This window comes from Brevundimonas sp. DC300-4, from assembly GCF_049897365.1.
In the GTDB taxonomy this organism is placed as follows: Bacteria; Pseudomonadota; Alphaproteobacteria; order Caulobacterales; family Caulobacteraceae; genus Brevundimonas.
This window is the reverse complement of record NZ_JAFCWC010000006.1, coordinates 99,556-114,503: the sequence shown is the minus strand read 5'-3', so window position 1 is coordinate 114,503 and position 14,948 is coordinate 99,556. Positions and strand designations below refer to the sequence as shown.

14 protein-coding genes are annotated in these 14,948 nt (G+C 67.1%); 5 read left to right on the top strand and 9 right to left on the bottom strand.

The genetic code is table 11. The features are described from left to right. Positions 1-6: 6 nt before the first annotated feature. The 4 genes from ACP7AZ_RS11685 to ACP7AZ_RS11670 all read right to left on the bottom strand — a co-directional run bounded on the left by ACP7AZ_RS11685 (position 7) and on the right by ACP7AZ_RS11670 (position 4,662). Positions 7-504 (bottom strand): hypothetical protein, encoded by a 498-nt coding sequence (locus tag ACP7AZ_RS11685; protein ID WP_426038826.1) that lies wholly within the window; start codon positions 502-504, stop codon positions 7-9. A 90-nt stretch (positions 505-594) separates the two neighbouring features. Then, positions 595-2,298, bottom strand: coding sequence for a 2-oxo acid dehydrogenase subunit E2 (locus ACP7AZ_RS11680; protein ID WP_426038825.1), 1,704 nt, complete (start codon positions 2,296-2,298; stop codon positions 595-597). After that, complete coding sequence (locus ACP7AZ_RS11675; RefSeq protein WP_426038824.1) at positions 2,298-3,425, bottom strand: alpha-ketoacid dehydrogenase subunit beta; 1,128 nt, start codon at positions 3,423-3,425, stop codon at positions 2,298-2,300. The genes ACP7AZ_RS11680 and ACP7AZ_RS11675 overlap by 1 nt, the downstream gene beginning before the upstream one ends. Positions 3,426-3,429: 4 nt before the next feature. Next, on the bottom strand, positions 3,430-4,662 hold the full coding sequence (locus tag ACP7AZ_RS11670) for a 3-methyl-2-oxobutanoate dehydrogenase (2-methylpropanoyl-transferring) subunit alpha (protein ID WP_426038823.1): 1,233 nt from the start codon (positions 4,660-4,662) through the stop codon (positions 3,430-3,432). Positions 4,663-4,805: 143 nt separating this feature from the next. Here ACP7AZ_RS11670 and ACP7AZ_RS11665 point away from each other — a divergent pair, with 143 nt between their 5' ends. After that, positions 4,806-5,294 (top strand): Lrp/AsnC family transcriptional regulator, encoded by a 489-nt coding sequence (locus ACP7AZ_RS11665; protein WP_426038822.1) that lies wholly within the window; start codon positions 4,806-4,808, stop codon positions 5,292-5,294. Positions 5,295-5,322: 28 nt separating this feature from the next. Then, the gene (locus ACP7AZ_RS11660) at positions 5,323-6,258 is read left to right on the top strand and encodes a pirin family protein (protein ID WP_426038821.1); all 936 of its coding nucleotides are present in this window, start codon (positions 5,323-5,325) and stop codon (positions 6,256-6,258) included. Here the strand turns inward: ACP7AZ_RS11660 and ACP7AZ_RS11655 are convergent. Both ACP7AZ_RS11655 and ACP7AZ_RS11650 read right to left on the bottom strand, forming a co-directional pair. Beyond that, on the bottom strand, positions 6,255-7,610 hold the full coding sequence (locus ACP7AZ_RS11655) for an alpha/beta hydrolase family protein (protein ID WP_426038820.1): 1,356 nt from the start codon (positions 7,608-7,610) through the stop codon (positions 6,255-6,257). The two genes, ACP7AZ_RS11660 and ACP7AZ_RS11655, sit on opposite strands and share 4 nt — an antisense overlap. 153 nt (positions 7,611-7,763) lie before the next feature. Beyond that, a complete protein-coding gene (locus tag ACP7AZ_RS11650; protein WP_426038819.1) occupies positions 7,764-8,723 on the bottom strand; it encodes an alpha/beta fold hydrolase in 960 nt (319 codons plus the stop codon). 60 nt (positions 8,724-8,783) lie between these two features. Between ACP7AZ_RS11650 and ACP7AZ_RS11645 the strand changes: the two genes are divergently transcribed. After that, complete coding sequence (locus tag ACP7AZ_RS11645) at positions 8,784-9,620, top strand: aldo/keto reductase (RefSeq protein WP_426038818.1); 837 nt, start codon at positions 8,784-8,786, stop codon at positions 9,618-9,620. 122 nt (positions 9,621-9,742) lie between these two features. Beyond that, on the top strand, positions 9,743-10,069 hold the full coding sequence (locus tag ACP7AZ_RS11640; protein WP_426038817.1) for a hypothetical protein: 327 nt from the start codon (positions 9,743-9,745) through the stop codon (positions 10,067-10,069). Positions 10,070-10,145: 76 nt separating this feature from the next. Here ACP7AZ_RS11640 and ACP7AZ_RS11635 read toward each other — a convergent pair whose 3' ends face one another. Then, complete coding sequence (locus ACP7AZ_RS11635) at positions 10,146-12,323, bottom strand: 3-hydroxyacyl-CoA dehydrogenase NAD-binding domain-containing protein (RefSeq protein ID WP_426038816.1); 2,178 nt, start codon at positions 12,321-12,323, stop codon at positions 10,146-10,148. A gap of 11 nt (positions 12,324-12,334) precedes the next feature. Next, positions 12,335-13,540 carry an acetyl-CoA C-acetyltransferase gene (locus ACP7AZ_RS11630; protein WP_426038815.1) on the bottom strand — a complete coding sequence of 402 codons (1,206 nt, stop codon included), beginning with the start codon at positions 13,538-13,540 and terminating at the stop codon, positions 12,335-12,337. A 123-nt stretch (positions 13,541-13,663) separates the two neighbouring features. On the opposite strand from ACP7AZ_RS11630, the gene ACP7AZ_RS11625 reads away from it, so the two are divergent. After that, entirely contained in the window at positions 13,664-14,260 is a 597-nt protein-coding gene (locus tag ACP7AZ_RS11625) for a CAP family protein (RefSeq protein WP_426038814.1), read from the top strand. A gap of 103 nt (positions 14,261-14,363) precedes the next feature. Here ACP7AZ_RS11625 and ACP7AZ_RS11620 read toward each other — a convergent pair whose 3' ends face one another. After that, positions 14,364-14,867, bottom strand: a complete 504-nt coding sequence (locus tag ACP7AZ_RS11620; RefSeq protein WP_426038813.1) for a ferritin-like domain-containing protein — start codon at positions 14,865-14,867, stop codon at positions 14,364-14,366. Between the last annotated feature and the right edge of the window lie 81 nt (positions 14,868-14,948).

The following is a 14,948-nucleotide window of genomic DNA, read 5'->3' as shown; positions in this document are numbered from 1 at the left end:
GAAAAGTCAGGGCTGAATCTCTTCGACCAGCTCGAGGATGGTGCGGAACAGGGGATCGCCCTGCTGGACGGCGTCGACCGTGGCGGTCGTGCCGTCGCGCAGGTTGGAGGCGTCCTCGGGGACCAGGGCGACGGCCAGGGCGCCGACCTCCGGGGTCCAGCCAATCGTGCAGAAGGGTGTCCGGTTCCAGGCGACGCGGAACGGGCCGGTGACGACGTCCTCGCCCTTGATGATCCAGGCGGGCTCCAGCGTCGCGAAGCCGAAGGCCTCGCAGCCGCGTTCGCCGGGGTCGCCCTGGAAGGACGGGCCCGATACACGCGCCCGGGCGTCGGCGAGACAGTCGGTCGGATCGGTTCGTTCGACCGACACGACCCGACCGACGAAGGCGGCGCGGGCCGTCGCGGTTTCGTAGGACGTGTTTGGTGGTGGCGGCAGGCAGGCCCAGGCCGGGGCCGTCCCCAGCAGGGCCACGGCGGTGACGGCGGCGATCAGGATGCGGGTCATGGCGCTCTCTCCTCGCGGATCAGAGGTCCATGAACGCCACCGGGCGACATTTCGCAAACCACGGTCCCTGACGATGCCGCCACAGCCGTCTCAGCCCATCCACAGTGTCGCGGGATGCTCGAGCAGGCCCTTGATCCGCTGCACGAAGACGGCGGCGTCGTGGCCGTCGACGATGCGGTGATCGAAGCTGGACGACAGGTTCATCATCTTGCGCACGACCATCTGGCCGTTCCGCACCACGACCCGGTCCTCGATCTTGTTGGGGCCGACGATGGCGACCTCGGGGTGGTTGATGATTGGGGTGTGGACCAGGCCGCCGAGCGTGCCCAGCGAGGTGATGGTGATGGTCGAGCCGGACAGTTCCTCGCGTTTCGCAGAGCCGTCCTTGGCCGCGCCGGAGACGCGAGCGATCTCGGCGGCGGTGGCGTAGGGGTCGAGCGATTCCGCGTGGCGGACGACCGGCACCATCAGGCCGTTCGGGGTCTGGGCGGCGATGCCCAGATGCACGGCTGCGTGCTGGGTCAGGACTCCGGCCTCGTCGTCATAGGTGGCGTTGATCTGCGGCTGGTCGCGCAGGGCCACGACGATGGCGCGGGCGATGAAGGGCAGGACGTTGAGCTTTCCTTTGCCGCTCGTCTTCGCCTGGGCATTCAGATGGGCGCGAAGCTCCTCCAGCGCCGTGACGTCGATCTCCTCCACATAGGTGATGTGGGGAATGCGCCGGACGCTCTCGGCCATCTTCTCCGCGATCTTGCGGCGCAGCCCGATGATGCGGACCTCGGTCGTGCCCTCGGCCTTCACATAGGTCGAGGCGGACGCCGATGGTCCGTGTTCGGACGGACCGCGTGCGCCGCCCGATACGAAGGCGTCGAGGTCGCCGTGTTCGATGCGGCCGGCCGGGCCGGAGCCGGGCACGAACTGCAGTTCCAGACCCAGTTCACGGGCGCGCTTACGCACAGCGGGCGAGGCCAGGGGGCGGACGCCGGGCGTCTGGGCGGTGCGGGCCGGTGCTGCGGCAAGAGCCCCTCCACCCCCCGCGAAGTCGCGGGCGGTCCCCCTCCCCATGCCTTCGGCACGGGGAGGAGACGATGCGGCAGCGGTGGTCTCCTCCCCGCGCGCAGCGGGGGGAGGTGGCTCGGAGCGCAGCGGAGAGACGGAGGGGCTCTTGGACGCCTCAACATTCCCGGCGCCCTCGACGTTGAAGCTGACCAGGGCGCCGCCGACCGGAGAGGCCTTGCCGATTTCGCCGTGCAGGGCGGCGACGACACCGGAGACCGGCGAGGTCAGCTCGACGGTAGCCTTGTCGGTCATGATCTCGGCGAGGATCTGGTCTTCCTGAACCGTGTCGCCGACCGCGACGTGCCAGGCGACCAGTTCGGCCTCGGCGGTGCCTTCGCCGACGTCGGGCAGTTTGAAGACATAGTTGCCGGCGGCGAGCGACGACGGGGTTTCGACGACGTCTTCGGCCTCGGGCGCTTCCAGAACAGGCGCGGCGTCCGGCTCCGGTTCAGCGACCGGCGCGGGCCGGGCCTCGGCAGAGGCATTGCCTGCGCCCTCGACCTCGAACTCGACCAGCGGGCCGCCGACGGGCGACATGGCGCCGGGTTCGCCGTGCAGGGCGGTGACGACGCCGGAGACCGGGCTGGTCAGTTCGACGGTGGCCTTGTCGGTCATAATGTCGGCGAGCAGCTGGTCCTCGGCGACGACATCGCCGATCGCGACGTGCCAGCCGACCAGTTCGGCCTCGGCGGTGCCTTCGCCCACGTCGGGCAGTTTGAAGACGTAGCGGCCCATCAGCGCGACCCTCCGGTCATGACGGCTTTCAGCGCGGTGGCGACCCGTTCCGGCCCGGGGAAATATTCCCACTCGAAGGCGTGCGGGTAGGGGGTGTCCCAGCCGCAGACGCGGGTGACGGGGGCTTCCAGGTGATAGAAGCAGCGCTCCAGCACCAGGGCGGAGAGCTCTCCTCCGTACCCGGAGGTTTTCGGCGCCTCGTGCACGATGACGCAGCGGCCGGTCTTCTTCACCGAGGCTTCGATGGTCTCGATATCGAGCGGCACGAGCGAGCGCAGGTCAATGACCTCGGCGTCCACGCCCGCGTGTTCCGCGCCGGCCAGCGACACCCAGACCATGGTGCCGTAGCAGAGGATGGTGACGTCATTGCCCTCGCGCATGATCCGCGCCTTGCCGATGGGCTCGACATATTTGCCTGTCGGGACCTGGGCCAGATCCTGGGTCTTCCACGGGCTCACCGGCTTCTGGTGCCAGCCGTCGAAGGGGCCGTTGTAGAGCCGTTTGGGCTCGAAGAAGATGACCGGATCGTCGTCCTCGATCGCCGCGGTCAGCAGGCCCTTGGCGTCATAGGGGTTGGACGGAATGACGACCTTCAGTCCCGCAATGTGGGTGAACAGGGCTTCCGGCGACTGCGAGTGGGTCTGGCCGCCGAAGATGCCGCCGCCGTAGGGTGAACGGACCACGATGGGCGAGGTGAACTGGCCGCCCGAGCGATAGCGCATCTTGGCCGCTTCGGAGACGATCTGGTCGTAGGCCGGATAGATGTAGTCGGCGAACTGGATCTCCACGACCGGACGCAGGCCGTAGGCCCCCATGCCGATGGCGGCGGCGACGAGGCCGCATTCCGAGATCGGAGTGTCGAAGCTGCGGGTCAGGCCGTGCTTTTGCTGCAGCTGGTCGGTGACGCGGAAGACGCCGCCGAAATAGCCGGCGTCTTCGCCGAAGCTGAGGACGTTGGGATCCTCGGCCATCTTCACATGCAGGGCCGAGTTCAGCGCCTGGATCATGTTCATCGGCTGGACGGCGCCGGCCTCCGGCGCGACCGAGGCGGGGGCCTCGGTCTGATCGACCATGTCGGGGGCGATGCCGTCGTGCTGGTCGGCGTCGGTGAAGGTCTGTTCGCTCATCGGATCAGACTCCCACTTCGCGGCGCTGTTCGGTCAGGCGCCAGTCTTCGGTCGCATAGACCTCTTCGAACATCGTCTTCACGCTCGGGCGCGACTGCCCCAGCGTCCCTATGGCTTCGGATTCCTTGCCGGCCGCGCGGACCTGGGCGACGGCCTCGGCCTCCGCTTCGGCCTGGGCTTGGTCGGACCATTCGCCGAGCGCGATCAGGTGCTGTTTCAGGCGCGCGATCGGATCGCCCAACGGCCATTTCTCATGCTCGTCGCCAGGCCGATAACGGCTCGGGTCATCCGAGGTCGAATGCGGGGCACCGCGGTAGGTGAACAGCTCGATCACCGTCGCGCCCTGGTTCGACCGGGCGCGTTCTTCGGCCCACTGGGTCGCGGCCCAGACGGCGAGGAAGTCGTTGCCGTCGACGCGCAGGGCCGGAAGGCCGTAGCCGATGGCCTTGGAGGCGAAGGTCGTCTCAAGCCCGCCGGCGATGCCCTGGAAGGAGCTGATGGCCCACTGGTTATTGACGATGTTGAGGATCACCGGGGCGCGGTAGACGCTGGCGAAGGTCAGGGCGTTGTGGAAGTCGCCCTCGGCCGTGGCTCCGTCGCCGATCCAGGTGATGGCGATCTTGTCGTCGCCCTTGTAGGCGCTGGCCATGGCCCAGCCGACCGCCTGCGGCACCTGGGTGCCGAGGTTTCCCGAGATGGTGAAGAACCCATAGTCCTTGGCCGAATACATGATCGGCAGCTGACGCCCCTTGATCGGGTCCGAAGCGTTGGAATAGATCTGGTTCATCATGTCGACGAGCGGATAGCCGCGCGCGATTAGCAGGCCCTGCTGGCGATAGGTGGGGAAGCCCATGTCCTCGCGGCTCAGGATCATGCCCTGGGCGACTGCGATGGCCTCCTCGCCAGTACACTTCATATAGAAGCTGGTCTTGCCCTGGCGGTGGGCCCGGTGCATCCGGTCGTCGAAGGCGCGGGTCAGGATCATCGCCTTCAGACCCTTCTTCAGGGTCTCCGCGTCGAGGCGCGGGTTCCACGGCCCGATGGCCTGGCCCTCATCGTCCAGCACCCGGATCAGGCGGAAGGCCAGGTCCAGCATCTGCACCGGGCGGGCGTCGACCGGCGGGCGGTCCACACTACCGGCAGCGTCGAGTTTCAGGTGGCTGAAATCCGGGGCATCGCCCGGACGGCCCGAGGGCTCCGGCACGCGCAGCGAGAGCGGCTTGGTGTTCCTGGTCATTCCATCCTGCCGTTCGGTTGATCCGACCGCACTTCTTGGCGGCTGGATAGCATGAGCGCGAAATCAAGGCTCGCCTATTTTAGCCTTGCGTCAAGCGGTTTTAGGGTATTTTATTGCGCCATAACGACAAATGGAGAAACGCATTGGCGGACGAACTGGATCCCATCGACGCTCGAATTCTGGACATCCTGCAGCAGGACGCCGGATTGTCGGTCGCGGAAGTGGCCGAGAGGGTGGGACTGTCGGCCTCGCCGTGCTGGCGCCGGATCAAGAGACTGGAAGATTCCGGCCTGATCCGCAAGCGGGTGACTCTTCTGGACGCCGCCCTGCTGGGTCTGGACTTCGAGGTCTATGCCATCGTCAAGCTGAGCCTGCCCTCGCGTGAGAACCTGGACGCCTTTGAGGCCGCCGTCGCCAACTGGCCCGAGGTGGTCCAGTGCGCCACCATCACCGGGCGCGAGGACTATGTGCTGCGGATCATCACGTCGGACATGCACGCCTTCGACAAATTCCTGCGCGACAAGTTGCTGACCCTCGGCATCGTCTCGGACTGCGAAAGCCATATCGTCACCCGCGGCGTCAAGAATGTGACGACCCTGCCGCTGGGCATCATCACGCCTCACGTGCAATAGGACCGGTTACAGATAGAGGAGCCCGCCCATGATCGAGATAGTGATCGACGCCCGCAAGAAGGACCTCGGCGGGTTCGAGGTCGGGCGCATCCTGCCCTTCCATTCGCGCCGGATGGTCGGGCCCTTCATCTTCCTCGATCACATGGGACCGGCCGAGTTCGCGCCGGGCGCGGATGCGATCAACGTCCGCCCGCACCCGCACATCGGCCTGTCGACCCTGACCTATCTGTTCCAGGGCGAGATCATGCACCGCGACAGCCTCGGCTACACCCAGGCGATCCGGCCGGGCGAGGTCAACTGGATGACCGCGGGCAAGGGCATCACCCACTCCGAGCGCACGGACCCGTTGAAGAAGGCGCAGGGCGGCCCGATGAACGGGATGCAGGCCTGGATCGCCCTGCCGAATGAGGCCGAGGAGATCGACCCGTCGTTCCAGCATTACGGCGAGGACGCCCTGCCGGCCTACGAGAACGGCGGCCTGTTCGCCCGTCTGGTGGCGGGCGAGGCCTACGGCGCCACGGCCAACGTGAAGACCTCGTCGCCGCTCTTCTATGTTCATTGGGAGATGCAGGAAGGCGTGCGCACCGCCCCGCCTCCGGGCAAGGGCTCGGGCGGCATGTCCGAGCGGGCGCTCTATGTCGCCAAGGGCTCGATCGAGGTCGGCGACCGCACCTTCCATGAGGGCCAGATGATCGTGCTGGAGCCCAATGCCGAGCCGACGGTGAAGTCTCTGACCCAGGCGACCGTTATGGCGCTCGGCGGCGAACCGGTCGGCCAGCGGATGATCTGGTGGAACTTCGTGTCGTCGTCCCAGGCGCGGCTGGACCAGGCGAAAGAAGACTGGAAGGCCGGGCGGATGAAGCTGCCCGACGAGGATGATCTGGAGTTCATTCCGTTGCCGGAGGATTCCGCCGTCACGACCCGATCCGAGCCGATCAAGCCGGAACCGACGCACCCGGTCTAGGGTCGGGCGCCGGTCACTCGAACCACCCAGTCCGTCACGGTCGAAATCGCCTCAGGCGCCAGGGACTCGGTAATGGTCCCATATTCGCCCGGCAGGCCGGTCCCGGCCGTCTGCATCAGATGATTCAGACCGGGCAGGACGACGATCTCGGCCATCGGCTGGATGCGGGCCAGGGCCTCGGCGTTCTGGTCGGCCGGGACCTGCAGATCCTTGCCGCCATAGATCGCCAGAAGCGGCACATGCAGGCCGGCCAACGCCGGCGCGGGATCATGGGCAGCGAACCAGCGGTACCAAGGTGAACTGAGCAGGCGGAGGCCCGCCTGGGCCTGTGCGGGCGACTGTCCGGCGGCGATGAGAACGGCCTCGGCATCTCGGGCGGCTGCGGCGCCATCGTCCTTGTTTCGGACGACGGCGGCCATGACCTCACCCTGCACGCGCCGCGCTTCCGCGACCTGATCGGGCGCGGCGCCGGAGGCCTCGGCCAGACGGGCGGCCTGTTCGGTGATAATGTCCGCCCCGGAGACGGCCTGCCCGGCGATCATGACGACGAAGGCGGCGGGCGCACCCTCCGAGACGGCCAAGGGCGCGGTCATGCCGCCTTCGCTATGACCCATCAGGCCGATGCGCGCGGGATCGATCTCGGACCGCGTCCGCAGGAAGGCGATGGCCGCAGCGGCGTCGGCGGCGAAATCCGCAGAGGTGTCTTCGGTCGTGCCCCCGCCCGATCCACCCACGCCTCGATCATCGTAGCGCAGCACGGCGACGCCGCGCCGGGTCAGGGCGTCGGCCCAGACGGCGAAGGGCTTGTGATCGAAGATGGTCTCGTCCCGGTCCTGGGCGCCCGACCCGGTCAGCAGGACCACCGCCGGGAATGGCCCATCGCCTTCCGGCAGGGTCAGGATCCCGGCCAGGGTGATCCCCGCGCCCTCGTTACGGAACGTCACGTCTTCGGCGGGATAGGGAAAAGGCGGGATGGGCGTCTGAGGCCGCGCCGGACCCGCGGGCTCTGCTCCCGTCGCCGCCCGCGTCAGGATGAGCGGCAGTGAGGCAGCGCCTTGCGACCAGGCGCCGGTCCAGGTCTGACCGTCCGCCGATCTTGCGCCCTCGAACCGTCCGTGAGCGACGGGGACGGTGAAGCGGACGACGCCGCCCGTTTCGCTCAATTCGGTGACTGGAATGCCGCGCGCGTTCTGCGCCGGGCTGTCCATGAAGACCTGTCCGCCCGCCTCGACGCGGATGACGAGGGGCAGGGAGGTCCCGCCGACGTTCAGCGCGCCTTCCCAGCGACCGACCAGATCAGCGGCTTCAGCCTGGGCGGGGGCGACGACGGGTGGGACGGACATCGCGATCATACGACTCTCTCAACAAGCCAACCTCCACCGTGCACCCGGGCGAAGGCCGGGGTCCAGATGGAAATCGAGTTATCGGCAGGCTGGATGCGGTGGCGCATCCAGACGAACGGGTCTGTGATCTGCACGGACAAAGAGAAACGGGCGGTGTCTCCTCTAAAGAGACCGAAGGAACTCCAGCAGCGCCGCATTGACCTCATCCGGCCGCTCCTGCTGCAGCCAGTGGCCGGCACCCGGCAGGACGGTCTGGCTGCGCAGGTCGGTGAGCCAGTCCTTCAGCCCCGCCTCGTGCTGACCCGCATAGTGGCGGACGGGATCGCGCTCACCAACCAGGAACATCGACGGCTGGCGGATCTGTTTGCCTTGCAGGAAGGCGGTCAGGGCCCAGTTGCGGTCGATGTTCCGATACCAGTCCATCGGCCCCCTGAAGCCTCCGGCGGTGAAGGCGGCGACATATTCCGCGTGGTGCGCCTCGCTCATCCACGGCGGCAGGGTCGCGTCCTCGGGCGCCTCGGACAGGAAGTTTTCCCCCGGAGCGATGAAGCCGGTCGACTGGCGATCGGGCGGGGTCGATCCGTCGTAGGAATAGAACCCCTTGCGGAGACCTCCCGCCACATCGGCTTCGAAGATCGTGTGATGATCGGGGTCCTGGAACTGGACCATGTAGAGCTCGCCGAGCCCGGCGCGTTTGGCCAGCGCAGACATGGCGGCGGTCGGCGGGCCCTTGGGACGGCGCGGCTGGAACGGCACCGACAGTCCGGCGACGGCGGTGAACATATCCGGCCGCATCAGGGCGCAGTGCCAGGCGACCGGCGCGCCCCAGTCGTGGCCGACGACGGTGCAGGTCTCCGCTCCCAGGGCCCGGACCAGATCGACCATGTCGCCGACCAGATTGAGGATCGAATAGTTCTCGACCCGCTCCGGCTTGTCGGTGCCGCCATAGCCGCGCATGTCCGGCGCCACCGCGTGGTAGCCCGCTTCGGCGAGGGCCTGAGCCTGCGCCCGCCAGCTGATGCCCAATTCGGGGAAGCCGTGGATCAGCAGCACGAGAGACCCTTCGCCGGCCTCCAGAATCTGCTGCCTGAGGCCGTCTGTCTGGACGATGCGGGTCTGCATGGGACGGGTTCTCCGATGAGGCCTTTGAAGCCGACCGCGACGTCGTGCATTGATGTCGCCATGACGCGCATGACCAGCTTCTCCGACGGTACGATCGTTCCGGCCCTGGGCCAAGGGACCTGGATGATCGGCGACGATCCCAGGACCCGCGACGCCGAACAGGCGGCCCTGTCTCGCGGCATCGACCTGGGTCTGACCCTGATCGACACGGCGGAAATCTATGGCGACGGCCGGTCCGAACGGCTGGTCGGCGAGGTCATCAAGGATCGCCGGGACGAGGTCTTCCTGGTCTCCAAGATCCGGCCCGACAACGCCGGCGAGATGACCATGATGCTCCATTGCGAGAAGTCGCTGGAACGGCTCGGCGTCGACCGGCTCGACCTCTTTCTGCTGCACTGGGAGAGCCGTCACCCGCTGGAGGAGATCGTCGCCGGGTTCGAGGAACTGATCGACGAGGGAATGATCGCCCGCTGGGGCGTGTCCAACCTCGATATCCGCACCATGAACCGGCTGGACGAGGTCGACGGCGGGGAGCGCTGCGCCACCAACCAGCTGCTGTACAATCTCGGCTCGCGCGGGATCGAGTTCGACCTGCTGCCCTGGCAGCAGGAGCGGCTGATGCCGGTGATGGCCTATTCGCCTCTCGGGCGCGGCGATCTGCTGACTCATCCGGCGCTGCAGGCTGTGGCCGACCGACACGACGCCACTCCGGCCCAGATCGCACTGGCGGCGGTCCTGCGTCAGGAGGGCATCATCGCCATCCCCAAGGCCTCGACCGTGGCCCATGTCGAGGCCAATGCGGCGGCGCTGGAGATCGAACTGGACCACGAGGACCTCGAAGCCCTCGACCGCGCCTTCCCGCCGCCCTCGACCGCACAGCCGCTGGACATTATCTAAAGAAGCCGGACCGGCGCTGACGAGAAATGACGCCGCATACGGCCACGCTTTTCGGCTGACCGTTGTTCGGATACAGAAATCTCCATGACGCCGACATGCCGTCGGCTGGGGGAGTTTCCACCATGCGTAGCCTGCTCATGATTGTCGCGGCCGCCGCGATCGGCGTCCCGGCCGTCGCCCAGACGGGCGCTGTGTCCTTCTCGATCGAGAACAACAGCGAGCACACCATCGACGCCATCCTCTACGGCCAGTCGTCCTCGGACGAGTGGAGCGACAACATCCTCGACGTCGAGGTCGAGCCCGGCGACACGGTCGAGGTGACCGTCGACGACGAACTGGAAGACTGCATGTACGACTTCGCCTACAGCTTCGATGACGGGTCGGCCTACGCCGAGCGCGTCGACATGTGCGAGATCGACGGTACGACCTACGAGTTCACCGGCGGCTGATCCGTTCACGGATCGCCCAAAGAAACGGCCCCGGGAGCGATCCCGGGGCCGTTGTCTTTTCAGGTTTCAGGCGCGATCAGGCTGCGGCCTTGGCGCCCGTGAACCTGCCGTAGAAGGTCTCGCCCTTGGCGGCCATGTCGCGCAGCAGCTGCGGGACCTTGAAGCGCTCGCCGTAGCGGGCGGCGTAGTCGTCGGCCCGGGTCACGAAGGCCTTCAGCCCGATCTGGTCGATGTAGGTGATCGGGCCGCCGGTCCAGGGCGCGAAGCCCCAGGCCAGGATGGCGCCGACATCGGCCTCGCGCGGGTCGTCGATGACGCCCTCTTCCCAGCAACGCGCCACTTCCACCGCCTGGCGATAGAGCAGGCGCTGCTTTTGATCCTCGACCAGTTCCGGCGTCGAATCGTTGATCTTGACCGGCGCCAATTCCGACAGGCCCGACCAGAGCTTCTTGGGCTTCACGTCGTAGTCGTAGAAGCCCTTGCCGTTCTTGCGGCCGTAGCGGCCCAGGTCCTCGACCATGGTGCGGATGATCTCGGCGCCGGCCAGCGGAACGTATTTGTCGCCGAGGTCGAGGGCGGTCTGTTTCGACACCTTCATCGACAGATCGAGGGCGACGTCGTCGTGCATTTCCAGAGGGCCGCGCGGCATGCCGGTCATGCGACCGATGTTGTCGATCAGGGCGGGGGCATAGCCCTCTTCCAGCATGGCCAGACCCTCGGCGACATAGGTGCCGAAGCAGCGCGAGGTGTAGAAGCCGCGGCCGTCGTTGACGATGATCGGGGTCTTCTTGATCTTCATGACGTAGTCGAGCGTCTTGGCGATCGCGGCCTGACCCGTCTTCTCGCCCAGTATGATCTCGACCAGCATCATCTTGTCGACCGGCGAGAAGAAGTGGATGCCGATGAAGTCCTCGGGACGAACGGAGGCTTCGGCCAGGCCGGTGATCGGCAGGGTCGAGGTGTTGGATCCGAACACGGCTCCGGCTTCAAGCTGGGCCTCGGCACGCCTGGTGACGTCGGCCTTGATCTCGCGGTTCTCGAACACCGCCTCGATGACCAGGTCCGAGCCCTTGATCTGCTCATAGTCGGTGGTGGCGATCACGGAGCCGAGCAGGGCGTCGTACTTGTCCTGGGTCAGCTGGCCGCGCGACAGGCGCTTCTTCAGAAGCTCCTCGACGTGGGCCTTGCCCTTGTCGGCGTCTTCCTGGGTGCGGTCGATCAGTATGGTCTGGATGCCGGCCAGCGCCTGCACATAGGCGATGCCCGCGCCCATCATGCCGGCGCCGATGACCGTGACCTTCTTCGCGTCCGAGGCCGGGATGCCGGCCGGCCGCACGGCGCCCTTGTCGAGCTCCTGCTTCGACAGGAACAGCGAGCGGATCATGCCCTGGGCCTGCGGGGTCATCAGGGTCTTGATGAAGTAGCGCGTCTCGATCCGCAGGGCCGCGTCCATCGGCACCTGGATGCCCTCATAGACGGCCTTCATCAGGTTGATGACGGCCGGATAGTTGCCGTAGGACTGCTTGCGGATCATCGCATTGCCGACCAGGAAGTTCTGGATGCCGGCCGGGTGGTAGGGGCCGCCGCCGGGTTGTTTGAAATCCTTCGAATCCCAGGGCTGAACGGCCTTGCCGCCGCCCTTGATCCAGGCCTTGGCGGCCTCGACTTCAGTTCCCTTGGCCACGACCTCATTGACAACGCCCGCGCCCTTGGCGTCGTTCGGACGCCACGAGGAGCCGGCGCTCATGGCCGTCATGGCCGCCTGCACGCCGATCATGCGCGGCAGGCGTTGGGTGCCGCCGCCGCCGGGGAACAGGCCGACCTTGATCTCCGGCAGGCCGAGCTGGATCTTCGGATCGTCGCCGACCACGCGGTAGTGGCAGGCCAGAGTCAGTTCCAGACCGCCGCCGAGCGCCAGGCCGTTGATGGCCGCCGCGATCGGCTTGCCGCAGGTTTCCAGCGCTCGCAGCGAGCCGTTCATCTTCCAGCCCGCGTCGAACGCGGCCTGAAGGTCGCCGCCGCCGGCCAGCGATCCGCCGGCCATGTCGCCGAGGTCGGCGCCGGCGCAGAAGCCCGAGGCCTTGCCCGAGGTGAGGACCGCACCCTTGATGGCGTCGTCGGTCTTGATGCGTTCGACCAGCTCAGGCAGCTCGGCCATCACGCTGGACGTCAGGGTATTCATCGAACGGCCCGGCACGTCGAAGGTGACCAGGGCGATGCCGTCGGCGTCGACGTCGATCTTGAAGTTTTCCATGCTCGTGATCCTCAGACGCGTTCAATGACGGTGGCGGTGCCCATGCCGCCGCCGATGCACAGGGTGATCAGGGCGGTCGACTTGTCGGAGCGCTCCAGCTCGTCGAGCGCGATGCCGGTGATCATGGCGCCGGTGGCGCCCAGCGGGTGGCCCATGGAGATGCCGCCGCCGTTCACGTTCATCTTGTCGTGCGGGATGTCCAGCGCCTGCATGTAGCGCAGGACCACCGCGGCGAAGGCCTCGTTCAGCTCCCACACGTCGATGTCGGCGACCGACATGCCCAGCCTGCCGAGCAGCTTTTTCGTCACGAACTCGGGGCCGGTCAGCATGATCGAGGGTTCGGAGCCGATCGAGGCGGCGCCGACGATGCGGGCGCGGGGCTTGAGGCCCAGGGCCTTGCCGGCTTCCAGGGTGCCGATCAGCACACCGGCCGAGCCGTCGACGATGCCCGAGGAGTTGCCGGGCGTATGGACGTGGTTGACCCGCTCGACCTCGGGGTAGCGCTGGCTGATCACGGCGTCGAAGGCCATCTCGCCCATCATGGCGAAGGAGGGGTTCAGTCCGCCCAGCGATTGCATGTCCGTGTTCGGACGGATGGTCTCGTCGCGGTCCAGTTGGACCAGGCCGAGCTGGTTCCTGACCGGGACGACCGATTTCGAGAAGCGGCCGTCGGCCCAGGCGGCGGCGGCGCGCTTGTGGCTCTCTACGGAATAGGCGTCCACGTCATCGCGGCTGAAGCCGTATTTCGACGCGATCATGTCGGCGGAGACGCCCTGGGGCACGAAATAGGTCGGGAAGGCCGAGGAGGGATCCACCGGCCAGGCGCCGCCGTCCGAGCCCATCGGCACCCGGCTCATGGCCTCGACGCCGCCGCCGACGGCGAAATCGGCCTCGCCGGATTTCACCTTGGCGGCCGCCATGTTCACGGCTTCCAGGCCCGAGGCGCAGAAGCGGTTGATCTGGACGCCGGCCACGCTCTGGGCCCAGCCCGCCGACAGCACGGCGGTGCGGGCGATGTCCGCGCCCAGTTCTCCGACCGGAGTGACGCACCCCAGGATGACGTCGTCGACCTTCGAGGTGTCCAGGCCGTTGCGGTCGCGCAGCGCTTCCAGCACCTGGGTCGCCAGGCTCAGCCCGGTGATCTCGTGCAGGGATCCATCCTTCTTGCCCTTGCCGCGCGGCGTCCGCACGGCGTCGTAGATATAGGCCTCGGTCATGGGGTCAGTCTCCATTGAGGACGGATTGGAAGGTGAAGCGTCTAAAGCCGACGTTTACGTCAACGTCAAGATAAGAGTTGTCTCGCCTTGGAACAGCCCCCATCGCGGGGGATTTCATCTCCGATGAACACCCGATCCCTTCTCGCTGCAATCGTCGCCGTCCTCGCCCCGGCCATGAACGCCTGCGCCCAGTCCGGTCCGGCGGAGGAACGGGTCTGGATCGAACCGGCCTCGGAACAGGCCCGGACCCTGCAGCCCATCGCGCCCGCCGACGACGCCCGGCCGTCCGACGAGCTCGAGGCGCGCCTCCTGGCGGCCCACAACCGCGAGCGCGCGCAAGCCAACAGCCAGCCGCTGATCTGGAGCGACATCCTGGAGGCGGAGGCGCGCGACTGGGCCGTCGGACTGATCGACAGCGGCCGTTTCGCCCACGATCCGCGCCCGCACGGCCACGGCGAAAACCTGTGGATGGGCTGGGGCGACCGGGTCTTCACGCCAGAAAACATGGTCGGCGACTGGATCACGGAGCGGCGAGACTATCGCCCCGGCGTCTTTCCGGACGTCAGCCGCACCGGCGACTGGATTGCGGTCGGCCACTACACCCAGCTGATCTGGCGCGGCACGACCCACGTCGGCTGCGCGGTCGCAAGCCGGGGCGACCGGGCCGTGCTGGCCTGCCGCTATTCGCCGCCCGGCAATATCGACGGCCAAAGGCCGTGAAGGCGAGGTCGGCGCCAGGGCGACAGCCGCACGGACGATCATAGGCGCAGGTGGAAGCCGGCGGGATTGCTCCCGCCGGATCCGTTCGGACAGAAACGGGAACCTACGCGGCCCTGGGCTGCGTAGCCTGTTCGTTGACGGTCGCGTCAGCGATGGTCGTCAGGTCCTCGTCGGTCTGGCTTTCCTCCTGCAGGGTCTCATCCAGCAAGGCGGCCGCATCCTTCATGCCGAGCACCAGAGCCCATCGCTTCAGCGTGCCGTAGCGGGTGATCTCATAGTGTTCGACGGCCTGGGCGGCGGCCAGAAGACCGGCGTCGAGCGCCGCCGTGCCCTTGTACTCCTCGGCGATCTCGTCGCCCTCGGCCAGGATGCCTTCGATGGCGTCACAGGTCTTGCCTCGCGCCGGCTTGCCGATGATCTCGAACACCTGCTGCAGGCGTTCGATCTGGACCTCGGTCTGGCCGATATGTTTCTCGAACGCCGCCTTCAGGTCCGGCGACTGCGCCGCGCGGACCATCTTCGGCAGGGACTTCAGGATCTTCCGCTCGGCGTAATAGATGTCTTTGAGCGTGTCGTGGAACAGGGTGTCGAGGGTCTTCTCTACCATGGTGCAAACTCCTTGATGATGCGCCCAGCGCGCGCACAAAAAAGAAGCTCTGCGTCCGATGGTTCCTGTGTTCGGCAGCCG